The organism is Nonomuraea sp. NPDC003727 (genome assembly GCF_053586935.1).
Window position 1 is genome coordinate 439576 of record NZ_JBSFNE010000001.1, and the last position, 22107, is coordinate 461682.

The following is a 22107-nucleotide window of genomic DNA, read 5'->3' on the forward strand; positions in this document are numbered from 1 at the left end:
GCGCCGCTTCTGAGGCGGGTTCGCCCCCGCGCGGCTCAGGTGAGCGCGGGTGCCTTCCGCCAGATCCTGCTCCGCAGGTCCATGCCGCGGATGACCTGGATCCGGTACGGCTCCAGCCGCAGGACGTGCAGCTTCGGGTCGGCCGGCGAGGTCCAGAAGTTCCCGAGGTCGTAGCCCGCTCCCCGCGGGCTGGTCCGGCGATACAGCTCCCAGACATGACGTCTGGTCTCGCCGTCGTCGACCCAGGCCGCGACGGCGTCGATGGCGACCGAGTTGTTGCCGCGCGACCAGTAGGAGAAGCTCGTGTGGGGGTTGCCTGCCAGGTGGGCGGCCTTCACGGGGGTCCGGTAGGTGGCCAGCCAGCCGACGGGCTGGCCGTCGACGTTCTCCCAGACGGGGATGAGCACGCGGGTGCGTGGCCGGTTGGCGGCGTCGACCGTGACCATGGTGGAGTACACGATCGAGCCGACGTAGGCGTTGAACTCCTGCTCGATGTCGCTGAAGGCGATGGTCATCGGGCGCTTCCCTTCCTGAGTCCGAAGGCGCTGACCGCGGCGGCCAGGCCGGCCGCGACGAGCGGCACGACGAGGGCGGACCGGTAGGAGTCCGCGAGGTTCTGCGAGGTGACGATGACGGCGGTGGTGGCGGCCAGGCCGAGCGCGGCGCCGAACTGGAAGGAGGTGTAGAGCAGCCCGCCCGCCAGGCCCTGCTCGCTCTCGTCGACGCCGTCGGTGGCGACGATCGTCAGCGGGCCGTAGGCGAGCGCGAACGCCACACCGAGGATGATCATCGTGGGGAACATGGCGGCGTAGGTCCAGTCCATGCCGACCGGCAGGAACAGCGCGTACGACAGCGCCGCGAGGAGCAGGCCGTACAGGATGACCTTGGCGTTGCCGAAGCGGTCGACCAGCCTGGGCGTCAACGTCGGCGCGAGGATGGCGTCGGCGCCGATCGCCAGCATGGCCAGGCTCGTCTCGAGCGACGACCAGCCGCGCAGCTCCTGGAGGTAGAGCACGACGACGAACTGGAAGCCGAAGAACGAGGCTGAGAACAGCAGTCCCGCGAGGTTGGCGCGCACCAGCGGTCCGGAGCGGAAGATGCCGAGCCGTACCAGAGGGGCGGGCGAGCGGCGCTCGACCACGACGAAGAGCGCGAACAGCGCCAGCCCTGCGGCGATCGTGGCCGCCGTGACGCCGGGGCCCACGTGGGTGGCGCGCTCGATGCCGACGACCAGCAGCATGATGGCGCCGGTGACCATGACCGCGCCCGCCAGGTCGACGCGCTGCCCCTTCCGCCGCCGCTGGTCGGCCTTCGGGATCAGCGGCACCGCCGCCACCAGGATGATCAGGGCGAGTACGGCGGGCGCGAACAGCACCCAGCGCCACTCGGCCTCGGCGAGCAGGCCGCCGAGCACCAGGCCGAGCGAGAAACCGCCGGCCGCGGTGCCCGAGTAGACCAGCAGCGCCTGGTTGCGCTGCCTGCCCTCCTCGAAGCTGGTCGTGATGATCGACAGGCCGGCGGGTGTCATGACCGCCGCGGCGACTCCCGCCACGAACCTCGCCGCGATCAGCATCCAGCCCTCGCTCGCCATCCCGCCGAGCGCGGAGACCACGAGGAAGACCGCGAGCCACGACAGGAACATCGCGCGCCGGCCGAACAGGTCGGCGGCCCGCCCGCCGAGCAGCATGAAACCGCCGTAGCCGAGCACGTAGGCGCTCATCACCCACTGCAGCTCGCCGGTGGACAGGCCGAGATCGGTCCTGATCGCGGGGAGGGCCACGTTGAGCATGGCGACGTTGATGCCCTCGAGGAAGATCGCGCCGCACAGGACGAGGAGCATTCCCCAGGCACGCGGTGTCATCCGGTCGAGCGGCGGTGATGAGACGGTGGCAGACACAGTGATCCCTCGGTATCGAAAGGTATGTCGGTTCTTTCTTGTAACCGAGAGCATCCTGCGTCACCATGAGGAACTGTGGAAGACGGCACTTCAAAGGCACCGAGTTACTCCTGCGAAACCATGGATGACGAGGTGATCCAGTGGGACACGCGGGCCGACTGCGAGGTCCGCCAGATCCTCGACCGGATCGCCGACAAGTGGTCGCTGCTGGTGATCGCGCTCCTGGAGCGCCGCACCATGCGCTTCACCGAGCTGCGCCGCCAGATCGACGGCGTGAGCCAGCGCATGCTGACGGTGACGCTGCGGCAGCTGGAGCGCGACGGCCTGGTCCAGCGGACCGTCCACCCCGTGGTGCCGCCGCGCGTCGACTACACGCTCACACCGCTCGGCGCCACGCTGCACGAGGCGATCAAGACGCTGGTGGTCTGGACGGAGGAGCACCAGCAGCACGTCGCGGCCGCGCGCTCGGCCTACGACGCCCGGGTCGCGGCCGAGGAGCAGCAGCTCAGCACCGGGATCGCGTAGATCGGATCTGTCGTAGCCGATCACTACCGTGGCCGCCATGACCCACGAGAGCGTGATCGCGATCTGGCGGCGGCTGCTGCACCCCGCCACGTCGTGGGTGCTGTTCGCCAACGGCACCTGCGTGATCCTGACGGAACCGGCCGACGACCTCGCCGAACAGGCCAAGGAGCTGCTGCGCGAGTACGGTCCCGTGCGGCCGGGGACGCCGGCGGGCGACTTCATCACCGTCGACCTGGACGACGCCCCCGGCTGGGCCGTGACGGGCCACCACCCCGACATCCTCACCTACGTCGCGGAGGACGAGCTCGAAGCCCGCGACGACCTCACCGTCGGCCTGTTCGGACGGGGCAAGCGTGGCCAGGACGGCCACGAGCTCGCGATCGCCCACATCGAGGACAGGCGCGCCTGCTGACCGGCAGGGCTCCGGTCACCAGTGGTGGTGTCCCGAGCCGACCTCGAAGGGCGCCCGGCCGGGCAGGCTGACCACCGCCGTCGTGTTCGGCGGCACCACGGCCGCCACGGCCAGCCGCCCGCCGTCCAGCGACCAGCGCGTCTCCGCCATGCCGTACGGCGTGCGCAGCTCCGCCTTCGCCCACGTCAGCCCGCCACCCGGTCGCGGCGCCACCAGCAGCCTGCGGTAGCCGGGCGCGGCGGGCGCCAGCCCCGCGACGGTCCTGTGCATCCAGTCGGCGACCGCGCCGAGCGCGTAGTGGTTGAAGGAGGTCATCTCCCCCGGGTTGACCGACCCGTCGGGCAGCATGCTGTCCCAGCGCTCCCAGACGCTGGTGGCCCCCATGGTCACCGGATACAGCCACGACGGGCACGCGCGCTGGGTCAGCAGCCGGTAGGCGGTCTCCAGGTGGCCCGTGTCGGCGAGCGCGTCGCACACCAGCGGCGTGCCGAGGAACCCGGTGGGGATCCGGTGGCCGTCCCGCTCGACGAGGGCGGCCAGCCGGGCGCCCGCCCGGACGCGCTGCGCCCCGGTGGGCAGCAGGCCGAAGCGGATGGCCAGCGCGTACCCGGTGGCCGAGTCGCCGAGGACCTGCCCGTCGGCGGTGACGAACTCCTCGGCGAAGGCGGCGCGCGCCGCGGCGGCGAGCGCGGTGTAGTGGTCGTGCTCGGCCTGGCGGTCGAGCACGTCGGCGGCCATGGCGACCAGGTCCGCCGAGCGGACGTGGTAGGCGGCGGCCACCAGCCGCTTCGGCGTCCTGCCCTCACCGGGCCGGTCGGGGGGCGCCGACGGGTCCAGCCAGTCGCCGAACTGGCGGCCGGTGAGGTACTCCTCGCCGAGCGCCGCCACGTGGTCGACCCAGCGGCGCATGCTGTCGAACTGGTCCTGGAGGATGCCCGCGTCGCCGTACCTCTCGTACAGCGTCCAGGGCACGATGACCGCGGCGTCGCACCATCCGGCGGCCGCGAAGACCGCCTCGGGGCCGAGCGGGTTGGGCACGACGACCGGCAGCGAGCCGTCCTCGCCCTGCTCGGCGGCCAGGTCGGCGAGCCAGGAGGTGAGCGGTCCCGCGCAGTCGTAGAGGAAGGCCGCGGTGGGGGCGAAGACCTGCAGGTCGCCGGTCCAGCCGAGCCGCTCGTCGCGCTGCGGGCAGTCGGTGGGCAGGTCGAAGAAGTTGCCGCGCATGCTCCACACGACGTTCTCGTGCAGGCGGTTGAGCAGCGGGTCGGAGCACTCGAACCAGCCGGTGCGCGCCATGTCGGTGTGGCAGACGACCGCGTGCGCCCCGGTGACCGGGCCCTCGATCGCGGCGTAGCGGAAGCCGTGAAAGGTGAAGCGCGGCTCCCACGCCTCCTCCCCGCCGCCGCGCAGGGTGTAGGTGTCGACGGCGGCGGCGGTGCGCAGCGGGCGGGTGCACAGCTCGCCGTCCTCCAGCACCTCGGCGTGCCTGAGGACGACCTGCTCGCCCGCGCGCCCTTCGGCCGTGATCCTGAGGCGGCCGACGAGGTTCTGGCCGAAGTCCACGACGGCGCCGTCGCTCCGGCCGCTCAGCGTCTCGACGCGGCGGACGGCCGGCCCCGTGGGCGCGGTCAGCGTGGCGAGGTCACGCTCGACGGCCAGGGCGGGCGTCCAGTCCTCGGTGTCGTGGCCGGGCCGCGACCAGCCGCGGCGCTCCCGTCCCGCGTCGTAGCACTCGCCGTCGTAGATGCCGCTGGAGACGATCGGCCCGCTCGCGGCCAGCCAGTGGGTGCCGGTCACCACGCGCTCGACCTCGTCGCCGGAGTGGACGAGCTCGAGCTGGGCCAGCAGCGCCACGCCGTCGCCGTAGGGGACGCCGGCGTCGGCGAAGCCGATGCGGCCGCTGTACCAGCCCTCGCCGAGCATCGCGCCGATCGCGTTGCGGCCCGGTCTGACCAGGCCGGTGACGTCGAAGGTCTGGTAGCGCAGCCGGTGACCGTAGCTGGTCCAGCCGGGCGCGAGCACGTCGGCGCCGACCCGCTGCCCGTTGAGCTCCACCTCGTAGACGCCGAGCGCGGTGACGTAGAGGCGGGCGCGGGTGAGGCCGGGCCGCGCGTCGAACTCGGCGCGCAGCAGGTCGCGGCCCTCTCCCGGGCTGACGAAGCGGGCCGACCAGTCGTGGGCGGACAGCAGGCCCGCCTCCACGGGCACCGGAGCGCTCCACGCCGACCAGCCGCCCGCGCCGCGCACCCGTACCCGTACGGTCACCCGTTCCCTCGACGCCAGCGGCTCGAACGGCCAGGGCACCAGCACCGACGCGTCCGACTCGACCACCACCCGCCGGCCACGCGCCTCGACCTCGTAGGCGGTCTGCCGCCACGGCCCGTCGGCCTCGGTCGTCCACGACAGCCGGGGGTCGGCGACGCCGATGCCGAGGAACGGCTCGCTCAACTGCTCGACACGCACCCGGGAAATCCTCATCCAAGCTCCTTACTTACAACTAAGTAAGTAATAATCTAGAATGCCGGGCATGGCACAGAGAAGGGCATCGGGGCGACGCGAGGAAATCGCCGGAATCGCCGCGGAGATGTTCGCGAGAAGAGGCTTCAGAGGCACCGGCATGACCGAGATCGCGGCCCGCGTCGGCATCACCGAACCCGGCCTCCTCTACCACTTCCGCAACAAGGAAGGCCTGCTCAGAGCGGTCATCGAGTGGCGCGACTCGCGCAGCATGGACTACGCGCGCGAGGTGACCGCGCTCGGCGGCCTCGCCACCGTCCGCGAGATGCCCGCCTACGCCCACCGGAACAGCGCCGAACGCGGCCTGACCAAACTCTTCGCCGTGCTGCTCGCCGAGAACCTGGACGAGGGTGATCCCGCGCACGCGTTCTTCCGCGACCGCTACCGGGAAATGCGCGCGCTTCTCGCCGACGCGCTGGCGGTCGGCCAGGAACGCGGCGAGATCAGGGCCGACGTCGTGCCCGCCCGCAAGGCGGCGGAGATCCTGGCCACCCTCGACGGTCTGGCCACCCAGTGGCTGCTCGACCCCGACGAGGTCGACCTCGTCGACGCCATCGAGTCCTACGCCAGGTCGCTGGAGCGCGACCTGGCGGCCGTGGGATCCGCCCTCGGCCAGTGAGAACGACGGGAGCGTTCATGCACCTCGACCCCCCGCTTGTCCGCCTCTACGGCAGGCTCGCCGCGCACGCGGCCGAGCTGCCGCCCGCCACGCCCGGCGACCTCGACGAGGAGCGCCGCAGGTCCAACGCGACGATGCTGCTCATCGCGCCACCTCATGACCCGTCGCTCCTGGTGGAGGAACACCGGGTGCCGGTCGAGGGCGGGGCGATCACGGTGCGGCTGACCAGGCCGAAGGGTCTCGCCGAGCCGGCTCCGCTGCTGGTGTTCCTGCACGGCGGCGGCTGGTACAAGGGCGACCTCGACGCCGGCGAGGTCGAGTGCGGCCCCCTGGCGAGCCTGGTGCCGTGCGCGGTGGCGTCGGTGGACTACCGGCTGGCGCCCGAGCACCCCTACCCCCTGCCGCTGGAGGACTGCCTGGCCGCCTACCTGTGGCTGCTCGACCACGCGGACGAGCTCGGGATCGACCCGCGCAGGGTCGCGCTCGGCGGCGCCTCGGCGGGCGCCAACCTGACGGCCGCGCTCTGCCTCCTGCTCAGGGACAGGGGGCTGCCGTTGCCGATCTTCCAGCAGCTCGACGCGCCCGCGCTCGACCTCACGCCCGAGGGCAACGACGCGGACGGCGGGCTCGGCGGCCTGACGAGCGCCGAGGTGCTCCGGTACGCCGCCTACTACCTGGGGGCCGACGGCGATCCGCGCGACCCCTACGTCTCGCCGCTGCACGCGCCCGACCTGTCCGGGCTCCCGCCCGCCGCCCTGGTGATCTCCGAGCACGACCCCCTGCGAGCGCACGGCGAGCGCTACCTGGCCAGGCTGCACGAGGCGGGCGTGGCGGCGGCGGCCGTACGGGTGCTCGCCCATCCGCACGGCGGCTGGATCGCGCCCGGCACCGTGACGTTCACGCTGGTGCACGAGATGCGGGCGGGACTGCTCAGACGGGCGTTCGCGGGCACGCTGATCGCCCCCGTGTCCGGCTAGACCGGCGGCAGGGGGAGGGACGGCCGGCCGTCCCTCCCCCTGCTACAGCCCCGCGCCGAGCGGGAACAGCGGGTCGGCGCTCTCCTGCGGCACGTCAGGACGGCCCGCCTCCACCTCCGCCATCGAGCGGGGCAGTTGGAAGGGCAGGCGCCCCTTCGGCGTGGCACGTCCGAACACGACGTCGAGCACCGCCTCGTCGCTCGCGCCGTAGACGGCCACCAGCGCGGCGGCCCGCTCGGCGATCTCCGGGATGACCGCGGGCCGGTCCAGGTTGATCACGACCACGGTCGGGACCGTGTCGAGCAGGGCCAGGATCTCGGCCAGCCGCTCGGCGGGGAAGTCCAGCCGGCCGCCGCGGAACATCGACTCGTACCAGGTGGAGCGCTTCTCGTAGGGCGCGTCGATCCGCAGCACCGCCAGGTCGGCGGCGCCCGGGTGCTCGGCCGTCTCCACGCCCCAGGCCGCGAGGCCGGTGGTGAACCCCTCGGCGTACACCTTCGGGGCCGCGCCGTCCCCGAGCGCCGGCAGCGGCCCCTTGAGCAGCGTCGCGGCGGCGCGTTGCGCGGCGGCGCCCTCCGCCCGGTAGACGGCGTTGCCGACGATCTCCTCGGCCGCGTCGGGATCCACGAAGGGATGGTCGAACAGGCCGAGGACGAACTTCTCGCGCAGCAGCCTGCGTACCGAGGCGTCGATCCGGTCCTCGGCGACCCTGCCGCTCCTGACCAGCTCGATCACCAGCTCGGTGCAGTGCTCGCCGCCGAGCTGGTCGGCACCCGCCTCGATGATCTTCAGGACGCGTTCCGGCGGGCTCAGGTGCTCCACACCCCACGCCCGCGCGGGGATCGGCTCGCCGAAGACCACCCGGTCGGTGACCAGCGTCCAGTCGGTGCAGACGATCCCGTCGAACCCGAGCTCCTCCCTGAGCAGCCCGGTGACGACCCCGCGGTTGAAGCCGAACCCCACCTCCTCGTACGGCGTGCCGACCGGCATGCCGTAGTAGGGCATGATCTGCGTGGCGCCCGCCGCCAGCGCGGCACGGAACGGCTCCAGGTGATGGTCGAACCTGCCACCCGGATAGACCTGCTCGCGGCCGTTGGCGTAGTGCGGGTCGAGGCCGTCCTTCTGCGGGCCGCCGCCGGGGAAGTGCTTGACCATGGCGGCCACGCTGCGCGGACCGACCTCGGGCCCGCCGCGCAGGCCCTCCAGGTAGGCGGTGACCAGTCTGGAGGTGAGCGCGGCGTCCTCGCCGAACGTGCCGGAGATCCGCGACCAGCGCGGCTCGGTGGCCAGGTCGATCTGCGGGTGCAGGGCGACTCTGATGCCCACCGCGCAGTACTCCCTGCGCACGATGTCGGCGTACCGGCGCACCAGGGCGGGGTCGCCGATCGCGGCCAGGCCGAGCGGCTCGGGCCACTGCGAGAACGCGCCGGCGCTCATCGAGGCGGCCACGCTCTGGATGAAGGCGTGCCTGGGGTCGGTCGACAGCGTCACGGGGATGCCGAGCCTGGTCTCCCTGGCCCGCTGCTGCAGCTCGTTCTGCCATCTGGCGATGGTGCCCGCGGCGTGCGTGCCGTACAGGTTGAAGTGGGACATGTGCCGCTCTCCGACCATCTCCTCCAGCGAGGGGAAGTCGGCGCCGTCGGGATAGTCGCCGATGACCGCGAGCGTGTGGAACATCAGCCCGGCCTTCTCCTCCAGGGTCATCCTGGGCAGGAGGTCGGATACCCGATCCTCGACGGACAGGGCGGGGTCGCGATAACGCATCATCTGCTCCACAGCTCGTGCACCTCGGCCGCGTGGTCGGCGACCACGCGGCTGTTCTCGTCGAAAACCTGCGTCGGCCTGGTCGCGGCGGACCAGGCGGGCCATCCGGGGTCGCCCGTCTCGGCGAAGCGCACCCATGCCTCGTGCATGGCGCGCGTCAGCGCGGCCGGCGTGTCGGGCCCGGTCATCAGTTGTGCCTCCGCCGTCGCCGTCGTGGCGAACACGAAGGGGATCTCCATCGCGTGCGCGGCCCCGAGCTCGTGCGACGGCGACCGCCAGGCGAACTCGTAGAGCCAGGTGCGCCCGGCGGGCCGGGCGTCGGCCAGCTTCCTGAGCGGGACGCGCAGCAGGTGGTCGGTGATCAGCAGGCCGAACGCCTCGCCGGGCGACAGCCGGGGGTGCAGCACCCGGTACCCCCTGAACACCCGGCCGGGCACCCGCAGCTTCAGCAGCGCCAGGCGCACCATGACGGGCTTGAGCCGTGCCGCCAGGCCCGTCGGCACGAACCAGAGCCGGTACTCCTCGCTGGTCTGCCCGAAGATCACGGGCTTGCCGGGATCGAGGTCGCGCCCGGTCAGCAGCTCCCCGTCGAGCACCGGGCCGAAGCCCGGCCCGCCCATCAGCGAGCCCTTGCGGGAGACCGCCACCTGCGCGTCCAGCAGGCGTTCGCGGTCGACCGCGGCGAAGGCCGCGGCCGTGGGCGGCACGCCGAGCAGCTTGGCGATCATCGCGGTGGTCTTCCTGGCGGCCGCGGGCGGGCCCACCGCGGGCGGGCCGCTCTGCACGATCGCCCGGCTGAACAGCCCCGCGACGGACGGCACGGTCAGCAGCGCGGCGATGTCGATGGCCCCCGCCGATTCGCCGAACAGCGTCACGTTGCCGGGGTCGCCGCCGAACGCCTCGATGTTGTCGCGCACCCACTCCAGCGCCGCCACCTGGTCGAGCAGGCCGCGGTTCTCCGGCGCGTCGGGGAAGCTGCCGAACCCCTCCACGCCCAGCCGGTAGTTGATCGACACCAGCACGACGCCGCTGCGGGCGAACGCGCCGCCGTCGTAGACGGGCACGGAGTTGGACCCGTTGCGGTTGGACCCGCCGTGCACCCACACCATGACGGGCCTGCGGCCCGACAGGCCGGGGGTCCAGACGTTGAGGTTGAGGCAGTCGTCGCCGTCGATGTGGATCTCGGGGAGGATCGTGTCGAGCGGCGGCGCGTAGGGGCGTTTGGGGGCGGTCGGGCCGTACTCCAGCGCGTCGCGCACCCCCTCCCACGAGGCGGGCGGCTCGGGCGCGCGGAAGCGCAGGTCGCCGAAGGGCGGCGCGGCGTACGGCACGCCGCGGAAGACCGCGACGCCGTCCTCCATCCGACCCCGCAGCTTGCCGTACGTGGTGTCAACGATCATGCGCGTGCCTCGGTAGGTGGACGGGTATGTCCAGATCCTGGTGAAGCGGTGTCCCCGAGTCACTAGGCGCCGGCCGCCGCTTCCTGTCACCCTCTTGTGCCGCCGCACAATTCGTCAGCCGCAGCGCGAGCACCCCCGTGTACAGCGCCGTCACGTCCTCGGGACGCTCCAGCGACCTTCCGGTGAGCTGCTCGACCCGGTCCAGCCGGTTGCGGACGGTGTTGCGATGGCAGTACAGGCGTCTGGCCAGGTCGGCGGTCGAGTCGCCGGTCCACAGCCACGCCTCGAGCGCCTCCAGCAGCCGCGTGGTGTCGCGCCGGCCCAGCAGCGGGCCCAGGATCGCGCCCACCAGCCGTTCGGCCAGGTCGGGACTGGCGGCCAGCAGCGCGCCGACCGGCCGCGCGTCCACCGTCGCCACGCCCGTGACCCCCTCGGGCAGGCTGGCGCGCGCCAGCGTGGCCAGACGCAGCGCCGCCGCCGTCTCGGTCAGCCGCTCGTACGGCGGGCTGACCCCCACCCTGCCCCGCATCCCCGCCACCGAGCGGGCCGGCATCACGCCCACCTGGTCGTCGGCGCGCAGCCGCCACGCGCACCCTCCCGGCATCGCCGTGCCAGGGTCGGCCACCACGCACACGTAGGGCCCCTTCGCGGGCAGGCCGAGCGCCTGCGCGCTGCCGTCGAGCGCCGTCCAGTCGTTCACCCTGCCCTCGATGAGCACGTCCAGCAGCACCAGCCGCTGCCGCTCGTCGTGCCTGGTCAGCTCGACCATGGTCTCTCTGTAGCTCTCGGTCACCGCCACCGAGTAGGCGTCGACGAGAGTCCAGATCGCGGTCATGGAGGTGGCCAGCGTGTCGACGGGATAGCCCGGGTGGGCGGTGGCCCGCTCCACCAGGCTCTCCCACAGCACCCTGAACCCGATCCGGTAGGCGTGGAGCAGCGCGCCGAGCGGGAAGCCCTGCGCCGCCCGCAGCCGCGCCGTCTCCCTCGACGCCCCCGTGCACGGCGCGCGCTGCTCGGCCAGGTCGGTGAGCTGGGCCAGCAGGTTGCGCCGGTTGTGCTCCTTGACCTCGGCCAGCAGGTCCCGGTCGAGAGCGGCGTAGGTCTCGTCCTCGGCCACGATCGCCGCGAAGATCTTCTCGGTCAGCTCGGGCACGTCCCGCAGCAGCTCGGTGGCGAGCCGCGCCAACGACGGGTAGGCCATGGCGGGGAGCCTACTGTGCGGGTGCACAGCTCACCGTGCCGGTCGGGAAGGCGCCGAACCCCTCCTGCCTGACCCTCCAGGTGCCGTCGCGCGGGAAGCCGCCCTCCTTCGCCATCATCGCCACCGCCGCGAGCAGGCCGCCGTTGGCGGGCAGGTAGACGCTCAGCCCGCCGCGGAACTGCGGCACGTGCCCGCCGGCCAGTGTGCGGTTCTTGGGTGTGTCCATGAGCAGCGCGTCGACCGCCGCCTCGGGCCGGCCCAGCTTGGTGGCGCACATGGCGAGCACCGGGTAGTCCCATCCCCAGGTGCTGGAGAAGTCCCAGCGGGCCAGCACGTCGTCGTAGGTCGCGGCCATCGTGTCCCGATCGATCATCGGGGTCTCCGGCACGAACCCGAGCGCCATCAGCATCGAGGGATGGTCGTCGGTGACCGTGTACGGCTCGACCGCCACCGCCGCGTAGACCCCGTCACGGACCGGCGGCCTGGCCAGGCCGTCGATGACGGCGTCCCAGGCGGCGCACCTGCCCATGCCCAGCCGTTCCCGCCAGTCCTGTGCGACGCCGAGCGCCCACGCCCAGTAGGCCAGCTCGAACGTCGGGTCGGCCGTGCGAGCCCGGTCCGGGTAGTAGGTCTCCTGGGCGGGCACGACCGGAGGGCCGAGATGGTAGGTGCCGCCGTCCTCCTCGGCGAAGTCGGCCATGAACGCGGCGGTCTCGAGGACGATCTCCCGGTAGCGTTCCAGCACGGCGTCGCCGCCGCCGTTCAGCCGGAGCAGCTCGGCGTAGTAGATCGGGTGCGGCTGCTGCCAGATGATGAACGCGCCGATGTCGCTCGGCGACTCGCGCCCGTCGGGGCCGACCTGCTTGGGCCACCTGGCTCCCGCGTAGCCCTGCCGCCGGGCGGTCTCCCCGGCCGCGCCGAGGACGTCCCGGTACCAGCCGAGGCTCCGTTCGAGCAGGTCGGGCCGCCCCCACACGGCGAAGTGGGCGGCGTGCCACCAGTGCATCTCCAGGTGGAACTTGCCGCCCCACGAGTTGTGGACCAGCCCGGACTCCTGGGGCGGCATGGTGCCCGCGCAGTGGACGGCGGTGAGGTAGCGCGACAGGACGACCCTGCGCTCCAGCTCGCGGGCGCGGGGGTCGGAGCTGCCCTCGAAGCTGACGGCGGCGCCGCGGGTCCAGAAGTCGCGCCAGTGCGCGGCGGCCACCCGCCGCACCTCCTCGAAGGCGGGCAGGTCGCCGGCGCGGGTTCCGTCGGTCGGCTCGGAGGCAGGCCGGTCGCCGGTGGGTGTTCCGGCGGTCGGCTCGGAGGCGGGCCGGTCGCCGGCGCGGGTTGCGGCGCGGGTTGCGGCGAAGGCGGCGGTGGCGGTGAGCTCGTCCGCCGCGGTCCCGATCAGCAGCTCAGGGCCGAGCACGCCGTCCGTCGCCACCTCCACGACGTACCGGGCGTCGCCGACCCGCCGCTCGGCCCACGCCTCGCCGTACACGGTCTCCTGGAGCAGCTTCTCGCCCTCCAGCAGCGGGTCGGCCTGATCGGGGAAGGACAGCCTGAGCCGCAACCGCCCGTCCGCCAGCAGCGGGGACCGCACCCGGGTGGCCACCAGGTCGCGGTCCGGGTGGACGACCGTCCACACCTCGACGGGGCGGCCGAACACCGTGAAGCGCGCGTGCACGCACCCGGTCCACAGGTCGAGCTCCACGCGCGTGGCCGTCAGGTCGCCGAGGCCCACCTGCCGGCCGGCGAAGTCGAGCCCCAGCCTGCCGAGGTCGAGCCGGCGCGGGTTGGCGTACAGCCACGCCGCCGCCTCCGGCACCGGGCCCAGGCCGTCGGGGTAGCGCACCTCGCCGCGCCTGGTCCGGTAGCCGGTGGCGGCCTCGTCCAGCGTGTACGGCCGGCCGGGCGCCGTGGCGTACCAGCCCCACGTCGACTGGACGCGCAGCGGCACGGGGAAGTCGTCGAGGTCGAACTCCCGCGCCGGCAGTCGCCTGACGCCGTGCTCGTCGGTCACCAGGACCGGCCTGGGCAGCAGCTCGTGCGCGTGCGGGAAGGTCTGCAGCCCCGTGACGTCCACGTTGACGGCGAAGTCACCGTTGCCCACGCTGAGCGTGGACGAAGGATGCCACGTGGTCACCACCACGTTGTGGCCGCGCACCAGCCGCTCACGGTCGATCATCGCGCATCCTCGCCGCCAGCTCCTCGAGGCTCTCTGGGTCGATCTTCGAGCCGGGGAACCGCGCCAGACGGCTCAGCGGGATCGAACCGATCGTCTTGACGTAGTCGTCGGTCAGGAAGCGGGAGGGCTCCCGCACCACGTCGAGCAGCGCCGTACGGCCGGCCGAGTCGGCGAACCAGTCGCCGAGCGGCGAGTCCGGCGTGAGCACGGGACGCCTGCCGGCCACGTCGAGGCCGACATCGGCGGACAGGCGCAGGTCCCGGGAGGAGGCGCCCACGTGGACGCGCGCCGTGCCGGACTCCGCCTGCCACCGGCCGCCGGCCACGTCGAAGTAGGCGAAGTCGCGGTAGCCGAGCGTGAAGCGGACCTCGGCGCTCTCGCCGGGCTCCAGCGCGAGCTTCGTGAAGCCGCGCAGCTCCCTGACCGGACGCCTGACCGTGGCGCTCGGCGCCGACACGTAGAGCTGGACCACCTCGCGCCCGTGCCTGCCGCCGGTGTTGGTGACGCGTGCCGCCACCTCGACCGCGATCTCCTCGTCGGTTCCCGTCACCGACACGGTCAGGTCGGAGTAGGCGAAGCTCGTGTAGGACAGGCCGTGGCCGAAGGGGTAGCTGACCTCGCCGTCGACGGCGTCGTGGTAGCGGTAGCCGACGAAGACGCCTTCGCCGTAGCGCACCTCGTCGGGGTCGCCGGGGAAGTTGAGGTAGCTGGGGGTGTCCTCCAGGCGCAGCGGGATCGTCTCGGCCAGCCGTCCTGACGGGTTGACCACGCCGAACAGGATGTCGGCGACGGCGCCGCCGCCGGCCTGTCCGAGCAGCCAGCCCTCCAGGATCGCGGCGACCTTCGCGTCCCACTCCGACACCGTCACCACGCCGCCGTTGGACAGCACCACCACGGTCCTGGCGGCCGTCGCGGTCACCGTGTCGAGCAGCGCGCGCTGGCCGGCGGGCAGGTCGAGGTGGGTGCGGTCGTAGCCCTCCGACTCCTCGCCCTCGGGCAGGCCGAGGAAGACCACGGTGACGTCGGCCGCCGCCGCGACGGCGCGGGCCTGGGCGACCAGCTCGTCGTCGGGCTCGCTCGAGTCGAGCCGGTAGCCGGGCGCGAAGGGCAGGTCGGCGCCTGCGGCGGCGCGCATCTCGCTCAGCGCGTCGTCGAGCCTGGTCGGAATGATCTGCGAGCTTCCCGCGCCCTGGTAGCGGGGGGTGCGGGCGAGTTCGCCCACGACGGCGACGGAGGCGGTGGGGGCGAGCGGGAGCACGCCGTCGTTCTTCAGCAGCACCGCGCACTGCCCGGCGACCTCGCGGGCCAGCCGGTGGTGCTCCTCGGCGCCCGCCACGGCGATCGCGACCGCGCCGCCGGCCTGGGCCGCCTCGTAGGCGCGGGTGAAGTCCGGCGTGCCGGCGTGCGGGAAGGCGCCAGGGGCGGCGCCGGCGCGGGCGGCCCGTACCGCCTCGGGCTGGGCGGCCTGCGCCCGCGCGACCAGCGCGAGCACCCGCTGGGCCGCGAGATCCAGCAGCTCGGGGTCGAGCCGCCCGTCGCGGACGGCCTCGACGATCTGCGCGTCGGTGACGCCGCCCGAGGTGGGCATCTCCAGGTCGAGCCCTGCCCGCACGCCCGCCACCCGGTCGTCGACCGCGCCCCAGTCGGACATGACCAGGCCGTCGAAGCCCCATTCCTCGCGCAGGACCTGGGTGAGCAGCCAGCGGTTCTGCGAGGCGTACTCGCCGTTGACCTTGTTGTAGGCGCACATCACGGTCCACGGGCGGGCCTGCTTGATCACGTGCTCGAACCCGGCGAGGTAGATCTCGCGCAGGGTGCGCTCGTCGACCTCGGCGCTGACGCGCAGCCGGTTGGTCTCCTGGTTGTTGGCGGCGAAGTGCTTGAGCGCCGCGCCGACACCGCGCGACTGCAGGCCCTCCACGAGCGCCGCGCCGAGCACGCCGCTGACCAGCGGGTCCTCCGACAGGTACTCGAAGTTGCGCCCGCACAGCGGCGAGCGCTTGATGTTGATGCCGGGGCCGAGCAGCACCTGCACGCCCAGCGAGCGAGCCTCGGTGCCCAGGGCGGCGCCGACCCTGCGCAGCAGGTCGGCGTCCCATGACGAGCCGAGGGCGACGGCGGGCGGCATGCAGGTGGCGGGGATGCTGTGCCCGATGCCGAGATGGTCTCCGCCGACGATCTGGCGGCGCACCCCGTGCGGGCCGTCGCTCAACGTGATCGAGGGGATTGCGGCGCGGTCGACGGGCTTGGTGGTCCAGAGGGAGGCGCCGGAGGTCAGCGACGCCTTTTCGGCGATGGTCAGGTCGTTCACGGGGCGATCGTGTCCAGGTAGTCGTCGAGGGAGGCGAGCAGGTCGAAGTCGGGTTCGAGCAGCCACTGGGTCTGGAGGCCGTCGAGCACGGCGATGAGCACGGGCCCCATGGCCGTGTCGCTCACCTCGCCCCTGCTCTTGGCCTTGTCGAGGGTGCTGGAGAACAGCTCCCGGCTGGTGCGGTAGCGCTGCCGGAAGAACTCGTGGGCGGGGTGTCGTGGATCGACGGCCTCGGCGGACAGGGTCACGAACAGCCGCATGACGCCTGCCGCGGCCATGTTGCGGGTCATCAGCTCGCGGGTCGCCTCGCGGAAGCTGCCCGCTTGCGCCCATGTCGTCTCGAACCAGGGGATGTCGGTGTCGTCTCGCTGCTGCAGTACGGCGGCCAGGAGAGCCTCCTTGGAAGGGAAGTAGTGCAGGACGCCCGCCGGCGTGAGGCCCACCTGGGCGGCCACGTCGCGCAGGGAGGCGCCCCGGTAGCCCTTGATGCTGAACAGCTCGCGGGCGGCGTCGAGGATCTGCTCCCGGCGGGCGGCGCCCACGGTGGAGAGCTTGCGTGCGGCCATGAAGTCAAGGCTAACAAAACCACCTATCAGTTGGTAGGTTTTTGTCATGGCACTCGATCCCCTCCTCGTTCCCCTGCTCGAGCTCTACTCGTCCCTGCCCGCGCCGGAGCACGACGACGTCGCCGAACGCCGCCGGGCACAGCGCGCGCGGTCCGCCGAGGAACGCCCGTACACGCGTTACGTCGAGCCCGCGCCCAGCGTGGCGGAGGTCTACGACGTGACCGTCCCGCCCGACGGCATCGGCGCGCGGGTCTACCGCGCGGGCGGGGACAGCACGGGCACGCTGGTCTTCTACCACGGCGGCGGCTGGTGGTCGGGACACCCCGACGACACCGACACGCGGTGCAGGACCATCGCCGCGGGGACCGGCGTCACCGTGGTCAGCGTCGACTACCGGCTGGCGCCCGAGCACCGTTTCCCGGCCCACGTCGACGACTGCTACCACGCGCTGGAGTGGGCGGCCGCGCAGGACTTCGGCCCCGGCTGGCTCGGCGTCGCGGGCGAGAGCGCGGGCGGCAACCTCGCCGCCGCCATGGCGCTGCTGGCCAAGGCGCGCGGCGGACCCGCGCTGAACCTGCAGGTCATGGAGATCCCCGCGCTCGACCTGACGCTGTCGTCCCCCTCGGTCGACAGGTACGCCGAGGGGTACGTGCTGACCAGCAAGGAGATCCGCTGGTGCGTCGAGAACTACCTCGGCGACCACGATCCCACCGACCCGCTGGTCTCCCCGCTGCACGCCGACGACCTGACCGGCCTTCCCCCCGCCGTCATCCTGACGGCCCAGTACGACCCGCTCGCCGACGACGGCAGCCGCTACGCCGAACGGCTGGCGGCCGCCGGGGTGCCGGTGACCTACAGGGAGTTCGAGGGGCAGGTGCACGGCTCGCACGGGCTCACCGCGCTCCTGCCCGTCGCCCGCGAGTGGCGGACGACCCTGCTCGAGGCCATCAGGGCGAGCCTGGCAGCCTGACCACGCCGCCGCCCGGCGAGTCGAACACCATCACCGGGCGGCCCTCCTCCCACGCCGGCCAGCCGGGCTCGCCGTACGTGACGAAGCGCACCCAGGCGGCGTGCATCCGGTCGGCGAGCTCCTGCGGACCGCCCGGCCCGCAGATCGCCTCGGCCTCCGGGGTGCCGAGCGTGTCGAAGACGTAGTTGAGCTCCACCGCGTGCGCCGCGCCGAGGCCGTGGACCGGCGAGCGCCACCCGAACTCGTACATCCACGTGCGCGCCCCGCGGGCCTCGGCCAGCGCGTGCATCGGCCGGCGCAGCAGCAGCTCCGTGGTCAGGTCGCCGAGGATCTCGCCGCTGCTCGCCCCGGGGTGCGCCCGCCGGAGCGCGGCGAGCTCCCTCCGCGGCACCCTGAACTTCAACCGCGCGGCCAGCAGGTGCAGCCAGGTGACCTTGTCGAGCATCCCGGTGGGCGCGTACCACAGCCGGTACTCCTCGGCCGTGTACCCCATCAGGAGCGGGATGTCCGCACCCGCGCCGTCGAGCAGCGCGGCGCCCGGATCGGACACCACCGGCTCGTTCCCCGGCACGGGCCCGAAGCCCGCATTCCTGCGCTGCGTCCGCGCCTGGCTGGCCAGCAGGTCCGCCGGAGACACGGCGGCGAACGCCTCCCGCGTGGCGGGGATGCCGAGGTCCTTGGCCATCAGGTCGGTGATCCGCCGTGAGGACCCCGCGGGTCCCGGCCCGACCGGACCGCTCTGGATGACCGCCCCGGCCATCAGCTCCTTCGCCGACGGATGGGCGAGGAGCGCGGCCACCGATCCGCCGCCCGCCGACTGGCCCGCGACCGTGACCCTGCCGGGGTCGCCGCCGAAGGCCGCGATGTTGTCCCGCACCCAGCGCAGCGCCGCCACCTGGTCGGCGAGCCCCAGGTGCGGGGGCGCGCCGTCGAGCACCGAGAAGCCCTCGGCGCCCAGCCGGTAGTTGACCGACACCAGCACCACGCCGTCACGGGCGAAGGCGCGCCCGTCGTAGGTGCCGAGCGCGTTGCTCCCCCTGGTGAGCGCGCCGCCCGGCAGCCAGACCATGACAGGGTGGCCGGCGCCCTCCGCGGGCGCCCAGATGTTCACGTTGAGGATCTCGTCGCCGTCGATGATCACGCTGGGCAGGACCTTCTCCAGCCCTCCCGTGTACGGCAGCTGCGGCGGCGTCGGGCCCATGCGGGTCGCGTCGCGCACGCCGTCCCAGCGGTCGTGCGGCCGCGGCGCCCTGAACCGGTCCTCCCCGTACGGCGCGGCGGCATAGGGCACCCCCAGGAAAGCGGCGATCCCCCCTTCGACGTGTCCCCGCACGGCACCCTGCCAGGTCTTGACGATCACATGCCCTCCCCTGTCCGGCCGCCGGCCCCGTGCCGTCGCCGCGCCGGTCACGCCGGCTCCACCACGGCCGTGCGCCGTTCGGCCAGCCGCTCGGCCGCCTCCCGCGCCACGGCCCTGCTGATCGGGTAGGCCGTGAACGCCAGCGCGCCCACCAGCCCGATCCCCGCGGGCACGAGGCTCTGCGCCAGGAGGATCCCGTTCAGCGTCTCCGCGCTCTGCGCCACGCCGCCGCTGCGGTAGCCGGTCAGCGCGAGCGTGTAGGCCAGCAGGCCGCCGCCGATCCCGCCGCCCGCCTTGGCCGCGAAGGACGTCATCGCCGCCAGCGACGCCTCCGTCCTGAACCCGTGCTTCCACTCGGTGTAGTCGGTGAGCTCGGCCAGCAGCACCAGGCTGAGCGCCACCGCACCGCCGAACCCGATCCCTGTCAGGGCGAAGCAGGCCAGCACGGGCAGCGGATCCGTCGGCACGACCATCAGCAGCGCCAGCCCGGTGATCGACACCCCGAGGCTCGCCACGTACAGCGGCTTCGCTCCTGCCCGCCGCGCCAGCGCCGGCACCACCACGGCGCCGCCGACCATCGGGATCGCCATCACGAACGCCGCGGCCGACAGGTACTTCTGGTCGCCGATGTAGTACAGGAAGAAGTACGGCATCGCCGCCGTCAGCGCCCCGCTGGCCGCCTGCACCGACACCTTCGACAGCAGCAGGATCGGCACCGCCCTGCCGGAGAAGAACACCTTGCGCACGTCCGACAGCCGGTACCGCTCCGGCGAGAGCGGCACCACCCGCTCGCGCACCCGCGCCACCATGACGGTCACGAGGCAGAGCCCGGCGACCGCCGAGCCGATGACGTAGGTGAGCCAGCCGGTGGTCCCGCCGCCCAGGGCGTTCACCACCGGCAGGGTCAGCCCTGTGGCCAGCGCCGCCGCGAACAGCCCGGTGACGCCGACGATCGCGGCCAGCTGGCCGCGGGTGCGGGGGTCGCCGCTGATCGCGGGCACCAGCGAGGTCATCGGGATCTGGAAGAGGTCCAGCAGCAGGCCCCACAGCAGGTAGGTGATCCAGACCGCGACGAGCGCGTTCGGCAGCATCGCGGGCACGACGAACAGCGCGACGACGCAGAAGACGCACAGCACGGCGCCCAGGAGGACGTACGGGCGGAACCTGCCCCATCGGGTGGGCGGGAGGTGGTCGACGAGGTAGCCCATGAGCGGGTCACTGGCGCCGTCGGCGATCCTGGCGACCAGCATCAGCGTGCCGACGGCCGCCGCGCCCATGCCCACGACGTCGGTGAGGTACAGCAGCAGGAAGCCGGAGCCGGCGCCCATGAGCACGCCGCCGAGCACTCCTGAGAAGAAGGCGAGCTTCTCCCCCACGCCGGGCTTGTCGTCCATCTCGCTCCTCACATTCAAAACCTACCAACTGATAGGTAGATGGCTCAGGCTAGAGTCGACCGCCGCGCACCGTCAACAGTCGGCGTGATGTCAAGAATTCTTGACCTCACGTCCGCGATGTTTTACATTCCTCGATGTCTACTTTCTTTTACATGAGGGGTATACGTGTCCATCGAGGAGAAACGCGTCTGGATCTACGCCGCGATCGCGACCGGCGTGCCCATCGTCTACTTCGCCGTCATCCTCCGGCAGCTCTCGACCACGGACGTCACCCACATCGCCTACGTCTGGCCGCTGCTCACCGCCATCACCGTGGCCGTCGTCATGAACATCGCCGGCAGCGTCGTGACCGCGATCGCCTCCCCCAGAGAGGCCGGCAAGCGGGACGAGCGCGACATCGACATCCACCTCCACGGCCAGCGCGTCGAGTACCTCGTCCTGGTCCTCGGCGGCGTGACCGCCTTCGGCCTGGCGCTGGCGAGGATCGAGCACTTCTGGATCGCCAACGCCCTCTACCTGGCCTTCGCCCTCTCGGCCGTCGCCTCGTCGATCGCCAAGATCGTCGCCTACCGCCGGGGATTCTGACCATGGGCAAGCCCACCAAGGTCACGAACGTGATCCGGTCCCTCCGCTTCGCCCACGGCGAGATGACCCAGGCGGAGCTGGCCGACCGCATCGGCGTGACCCGCCAGACCGTCATCGCCATCGAGCAGGGCCGGTACTCACCGTCGCTGGAGATGGCCTTCCGGATCGCCCGCGTGTTCGGCGCCCCCCTCGACGAGGTCTTCCAGTACCCCGACACCGAAGGATGACCATGAAAGCGATCGTCCGCGACACCTACGGCCCGCCCGACCGGCTCCGCCTCGCCGACATCGACCAACCGGCCGTCGGCGACGACGACGTGCTCGTCCAGGTCGTCGCGGCGGGCCTCGACCAGGGCGTCTGGCATCTCGTCACCGGCGTGCCGTACCTGGCCCGCCTCGCCATGGGCGTGCGCAGGCCGCGGGTCCGCGTCCCCGGGCAGGACATGGCCGGCCGGGTCGCCGCCGTCGGCCGCGACGTGACCCGCTTCCAGCCGGGCGACGAGGTGTACGGCACCTGCGAGGGCGCCTTCGCCGAGTACGCCGGCACCCACCAGAACCGGCTCGTGGCCAAACCCGCCGCCCTCACCTTCGAGCAGGCGGCCGCGATCCCCACCTCCGCCTGCACCGCCTTCCAGGCCCTGGCCACCGTACGGGCGGGGCAGCGGGTCCTGGTCATCGGCGCGGGCGGCGGCGTGGGCACGTTCGCCGTCCAGCTGGCCAAGGTGTCGGACGCGCACGTCACCGGCGTGTGCAGCACCGCGAAGACCGCGCTGGTCCGGTCGATCGGCGCGGACGAGGTCATCGACCACACCCGTGACGACTTCGCCGCCGCCGGCCACCGCTACGACCTCATCGTCGACACGGGAGGCAACCGCCGGCTGTCACTCCTGCGCCGCTGCCTCACTCCCAGGGGGACGCTGGTCGTCGTCGGCGGCGAGAACGGCGGACGATGGCTGACCGGCACCGACCGCCAGCTGCGGATGATGCTCCTCGACCGGTTCGTCGGCCAGAAACTGCACCCCCTGTTCACCACCATCCGCCAGGCGGACCTGCTGGCCCTGACGGAGCTGGCCGAGGCGGGACGGCTCACCCCGGCGATCGACCGCGCCTACCCGCTCGCGCAGGCCGCCGAGGCGATCGGCTACCTGCGCGAGGGACGCGCGGCGGGCAAGGTCGTCATCACCGTTTAGCCCCGGATCGGCGGTCACATTCCTTCCACCCGGCTGCTCAGCCGCTTCCAGCCGGTCGACGCCCGCGACGTGGCCGAGCGGCTCGCCGAGCCGGCCCCCGGCGAGCCGGCTGCCCTGATGCCTGATCTGGCAGGCCTGATGCCCGACCGGGCAGGCCTGATGCCCGACCGGGCAGGCCTGATGCCCGACCGGGCAGGCCTGATGCCCGACCGGGCAGGCCTGATGCCCGACCGGGCAGGCCTGATGC

19 protein-coding genes are annotated in these 22107 nt (G+C 72.7%); 8 read left to right on the top strand and 11 right to left on the bottom strand.

All coding sequences use genetic code 11. The features are described 5' to 3' along the window. Nucleotides 1-35 precede the first annotated feature (35 nt). The gene (locus ACWDLG_RS02290) at nt 36-515 is read right to left on the bottom strand and encodes a pyridoxamine 5'-phosphate oxidase family protein (protein WP_449915105.1); all 480 of its coding nucleotides are present in this window, start codon (nt 513-515) and stop codon (nt 36-38) included. Further along, nucleotides 512-1861 carry an MFS transporter gene (locus ACWDLG_RS02295; RefSeq protein WP_449915107.1) on the bottom strand — a complete coding sequence of 450 codons (1350 nt, stop codon included), beginning with the start codon at nt 1859-1861 and terminating at the stop codon, nt 512-514. Before ACWDLG_RS02295 ends, ACWDLG_RS02290 begins: the two co-directional genes overlap by 4 nt. Before the next feature lie 156 nt (nt 1862-2017). Here ACWDLG_RS02295 and ACWDLG_RS02300 point away from each other — a divergent pair, with 156 nt between their 5' ends. Together ACWDLG_RS02300 and ACWDLG_RS02305 are read left to right on the top strand one after the other, a co-directional pair. After that, nucleotides 2018-2422, top strand: a complete 405-nt coding sequence (locus ACWDLG_RS02300) for a winged helix-turn-helix transcriptional regulator (RefSeq protein ID WP_449915110.1) — start codon at nt 2018-2020, stop codon at nt 2420-2422. Nucleotides 2423-2459: 37 nt separating this feature from the next. Further along, a complete protein-coding gene (locus ACWDLG_RS02305; protein ID WP_449915112.1) occupies nt 2460-2834 on the top strand; it encodes a hypothetical protein in 375 nt (124 codons plus the stop codon). Between the two features lie 15 nt (nt 2835-2849). Here the strand turns inward: ACWDLG_RS02305 and ACWDLG_RS02310 are convergent, their stop codons facing one another. Continuing rightward, on the bottom strand, nt 2850-5312 hold the full coding sequence (locus tag ACWDLG_RS02310) for a family 78 glycoside hydrolase catalytic domain (RefSeq protein WP_449915115.1): 2463 nt from the start codon (nt 5310-5312) through the stop codon (nt 2850-2852). 49 nt (nt 5313-5361) lie between these two features. Between ACWDLG_RS02310 and ACWDLG_RS02315 the strand changes: the two genes are divergently transcribed. Together ACWDLG_RS02315 and ACWDLG_RS02320 are read left to right on the top strand one after the other, a co-directional pair. Further along, nucleotides 5362-5970 (top strand): TetR/AcrR family transcriptional regulator, encoded by a 609-nt coding sequence (locus ACWDLG_RS02315; protein ID WP_449915118.1) that lies wholly within the window; start codon nt 5362-5364, stop codon nt 5968-5970. 17 nt (nt 5971-5987) lie between these two features. Then, a complete protein-coding gene (locus tag ACWDLG_RS02320) occupies nt 5988-6947 on the top strand; it encodes an alpha/beta hydrolase fold domain-containing protein (RefSeq protein ID WP_449915121.1) in 960 nt (319 codons plus the stop codon). Between the two features lie 42 nt (nt 6948-6989). Here ACWDLG_RS02320 and ACWDLG_RS02325 read toward each other — a convergent pair whose 3' ends face one another. From ACWDLG_RS02325 to ACWDLG_RS02350, 6 genes are read right to left on the bottom strand one after another with little or no spacing between them, the layout of a single operon-like run. Further along, nucleotides 6990-8714, bottom strand: coding sequence for a glycoside hydrolase family 3 N-terminal domain-containing protein (locus ACWDLG_RS02325; RefSeq protein ID WP_449916170.1), 1725 nt, complete (start codon nt 8712-8714; stop codon nt 6990-6992). Further along, the gene (locus ACWDLG_RS02330; RefSeq protein WP_449915124.1) at nt 8711-10111 is read right to left on the bottom strand and encodes a carboxylesterase/lipase family protein; all 1401 of its coding nucleotides are present in this window, start codon (nt 10109-10111) and stop codon (nt 8711-8713) included. The genes ACWDLG_RS02325 and ACWDLG_RS02330 overlap by 4 nt, the downstream gene beginning before the upstream one ends. Next, on the bottom strand, nt 10101-11312 hold the full coding sequence (locus tag ACWDLG_RS02335; RefSeq protein WP_449915127.1) for a PucR family transcriptional regulator: 1212 nt from the start codon (nt 11310-11312) through the stop codon (nt 10101-10103). The genes ACWDLG_RS02330 and ACWDLG_RS02335 overlap by 11 nt, the downstream gene beginning before the upstream one ends. A 10-nt stretch (nt 11313-11322) precedes the next feature. After that, on the bottom strand, nt 11323-13485 hold the full coding sequence (locus ACWDLG_RS02340) for a hypothetical protein (RefSeq protein WP_449915129.1): 2163 nt from the start codon (nt 13483-13485) through the stop codon (nt 11323-11325). Further along, on the bottom strand, nt 13472-15796 hold the full coding sequence (locus ACWDLG_RS02345) for a glycoside hydrolase family 3 C-terminal domain-containing protein (protein WP_449915132.1): 2325 nt from the start codon (nt 15794-15796) through the stop codon (nt 13472-13474). Before ACWDLG_RS02345 ends, ACWDLG_RS02340 begins: the two co-directional genes overlap by 14 nt. After that, the gene (locus ACWDLG_RS02350; RefSeq protein WP_449915134.1) at nt 15793-16362 is read right to left on the bottom strand and encodes a TetR/AcrR family transcriptional regulator; all 570 of its coding nucleotides are present in this window, start codon (nt 16360-16362) and stop codon (nt 15793-15795) included. The genes ACWDLG_RS02345 and ACWDLG_RS02350 overlap by 4 nt, the downstream gene beginning before the upstream one ends. A gap of 46 nt (nt 16363-16408) precedes the next feature. On the opposite strand from ACWDLG_RS02350, the gene ACWDLG_RS02355 reads away from it, so the two are divergent. Next, nucleotides 16409-17332 (top strand): alpha/beta hydrolase, encoded by a 924-nt coding sequence (locus ACWDLG_RS02355; RefSeq protein ID WP_449915137.1) that lies wholly within the window; start codon nt 16409-16411, stop codon nt 17330-17332. Here the strand turns inward: ACWDLG_RS02355 and ACWDLG_RS02360 are convergent. Both ACWDLG_RS02360 and ACWDLG_RS02365 read right to left on the bottom strand, forming a co-directional pair. Continuing rightward, nucleotides 17310-18692: a carboxylesterase/lipase family protein gene (locus ACWDLG_RS02360; protein WP_449915140.1), complete on the bottom strand. Its 1383-nt coding sequence runs from the start codon at nt 18690-18692 to the stop codon at nt 17310-17312. The genes ACWDLG_RS02355 and ACWDLG_RS02360 overlap by 23 nt on opposite strands. Nucleotides 18693-18739: 47 nt before the next feature. After that, nucleotides 18740-20098 (bottom strand): MFS transporter, encoded by a 1359-nt coding sequence (locus ACWDLG_RS02365; RefSeq protein WP_449915143.1) that lies wholly within the window; start codon nt 20096-20098, stop codon nt 18740-18742. Between the two features lie 153 nt (nt 20099-20251). On the opposite strand from ACWDLG_RS02365, the gene ACWDLG_RS02370 reads away from it, so the two are divergent. The 3 genes from ACWDLG_RS02370 to ACWDLG_RS02380 are packed head-to-tail and all read left to right on the top strand — an operon-like array spanning nt 20252 to nt 21860. Continuing rightward, on the top strand, nt 20252-20671 hold the full coding sequence (locus ACWDLG_RS02370; RefSeq protein ID WP_449915146.1) for a hypothetical protein: 420 nt from the start codon (nt 20252-20254) through the stop codon (nt 20669-20671). Between the two features lie 2 nt (nt 20672-20673). Beyond that, on the top strand, nt 20674-20898 hold the full coding sequence (locus tag ACWDLG_RS02375; protein ID WP_354907718.1) for a helix-turn-helix transcriptional regulator: 225 nt from the start codon (nt 20674-20676) through the stop codon (nt 20896-20898). Between the two features lie 2 nt (nt 20899-20900). Next, nucleotides 20901-21860 carry an NAD(P)-dependent alcohol dehydrogenase gene (locus ACWDLG_RS02380; protein WP_449915149.1) on the top strand — a complete coding sequence of 320 codons (960 nt, stop codon included), beginning with the start codon at nt 20901-20903 and terminating at the stop codon, nt 21858-21860. Nucleotides 21861-22107: the final 247 nt, after the last annotated feature.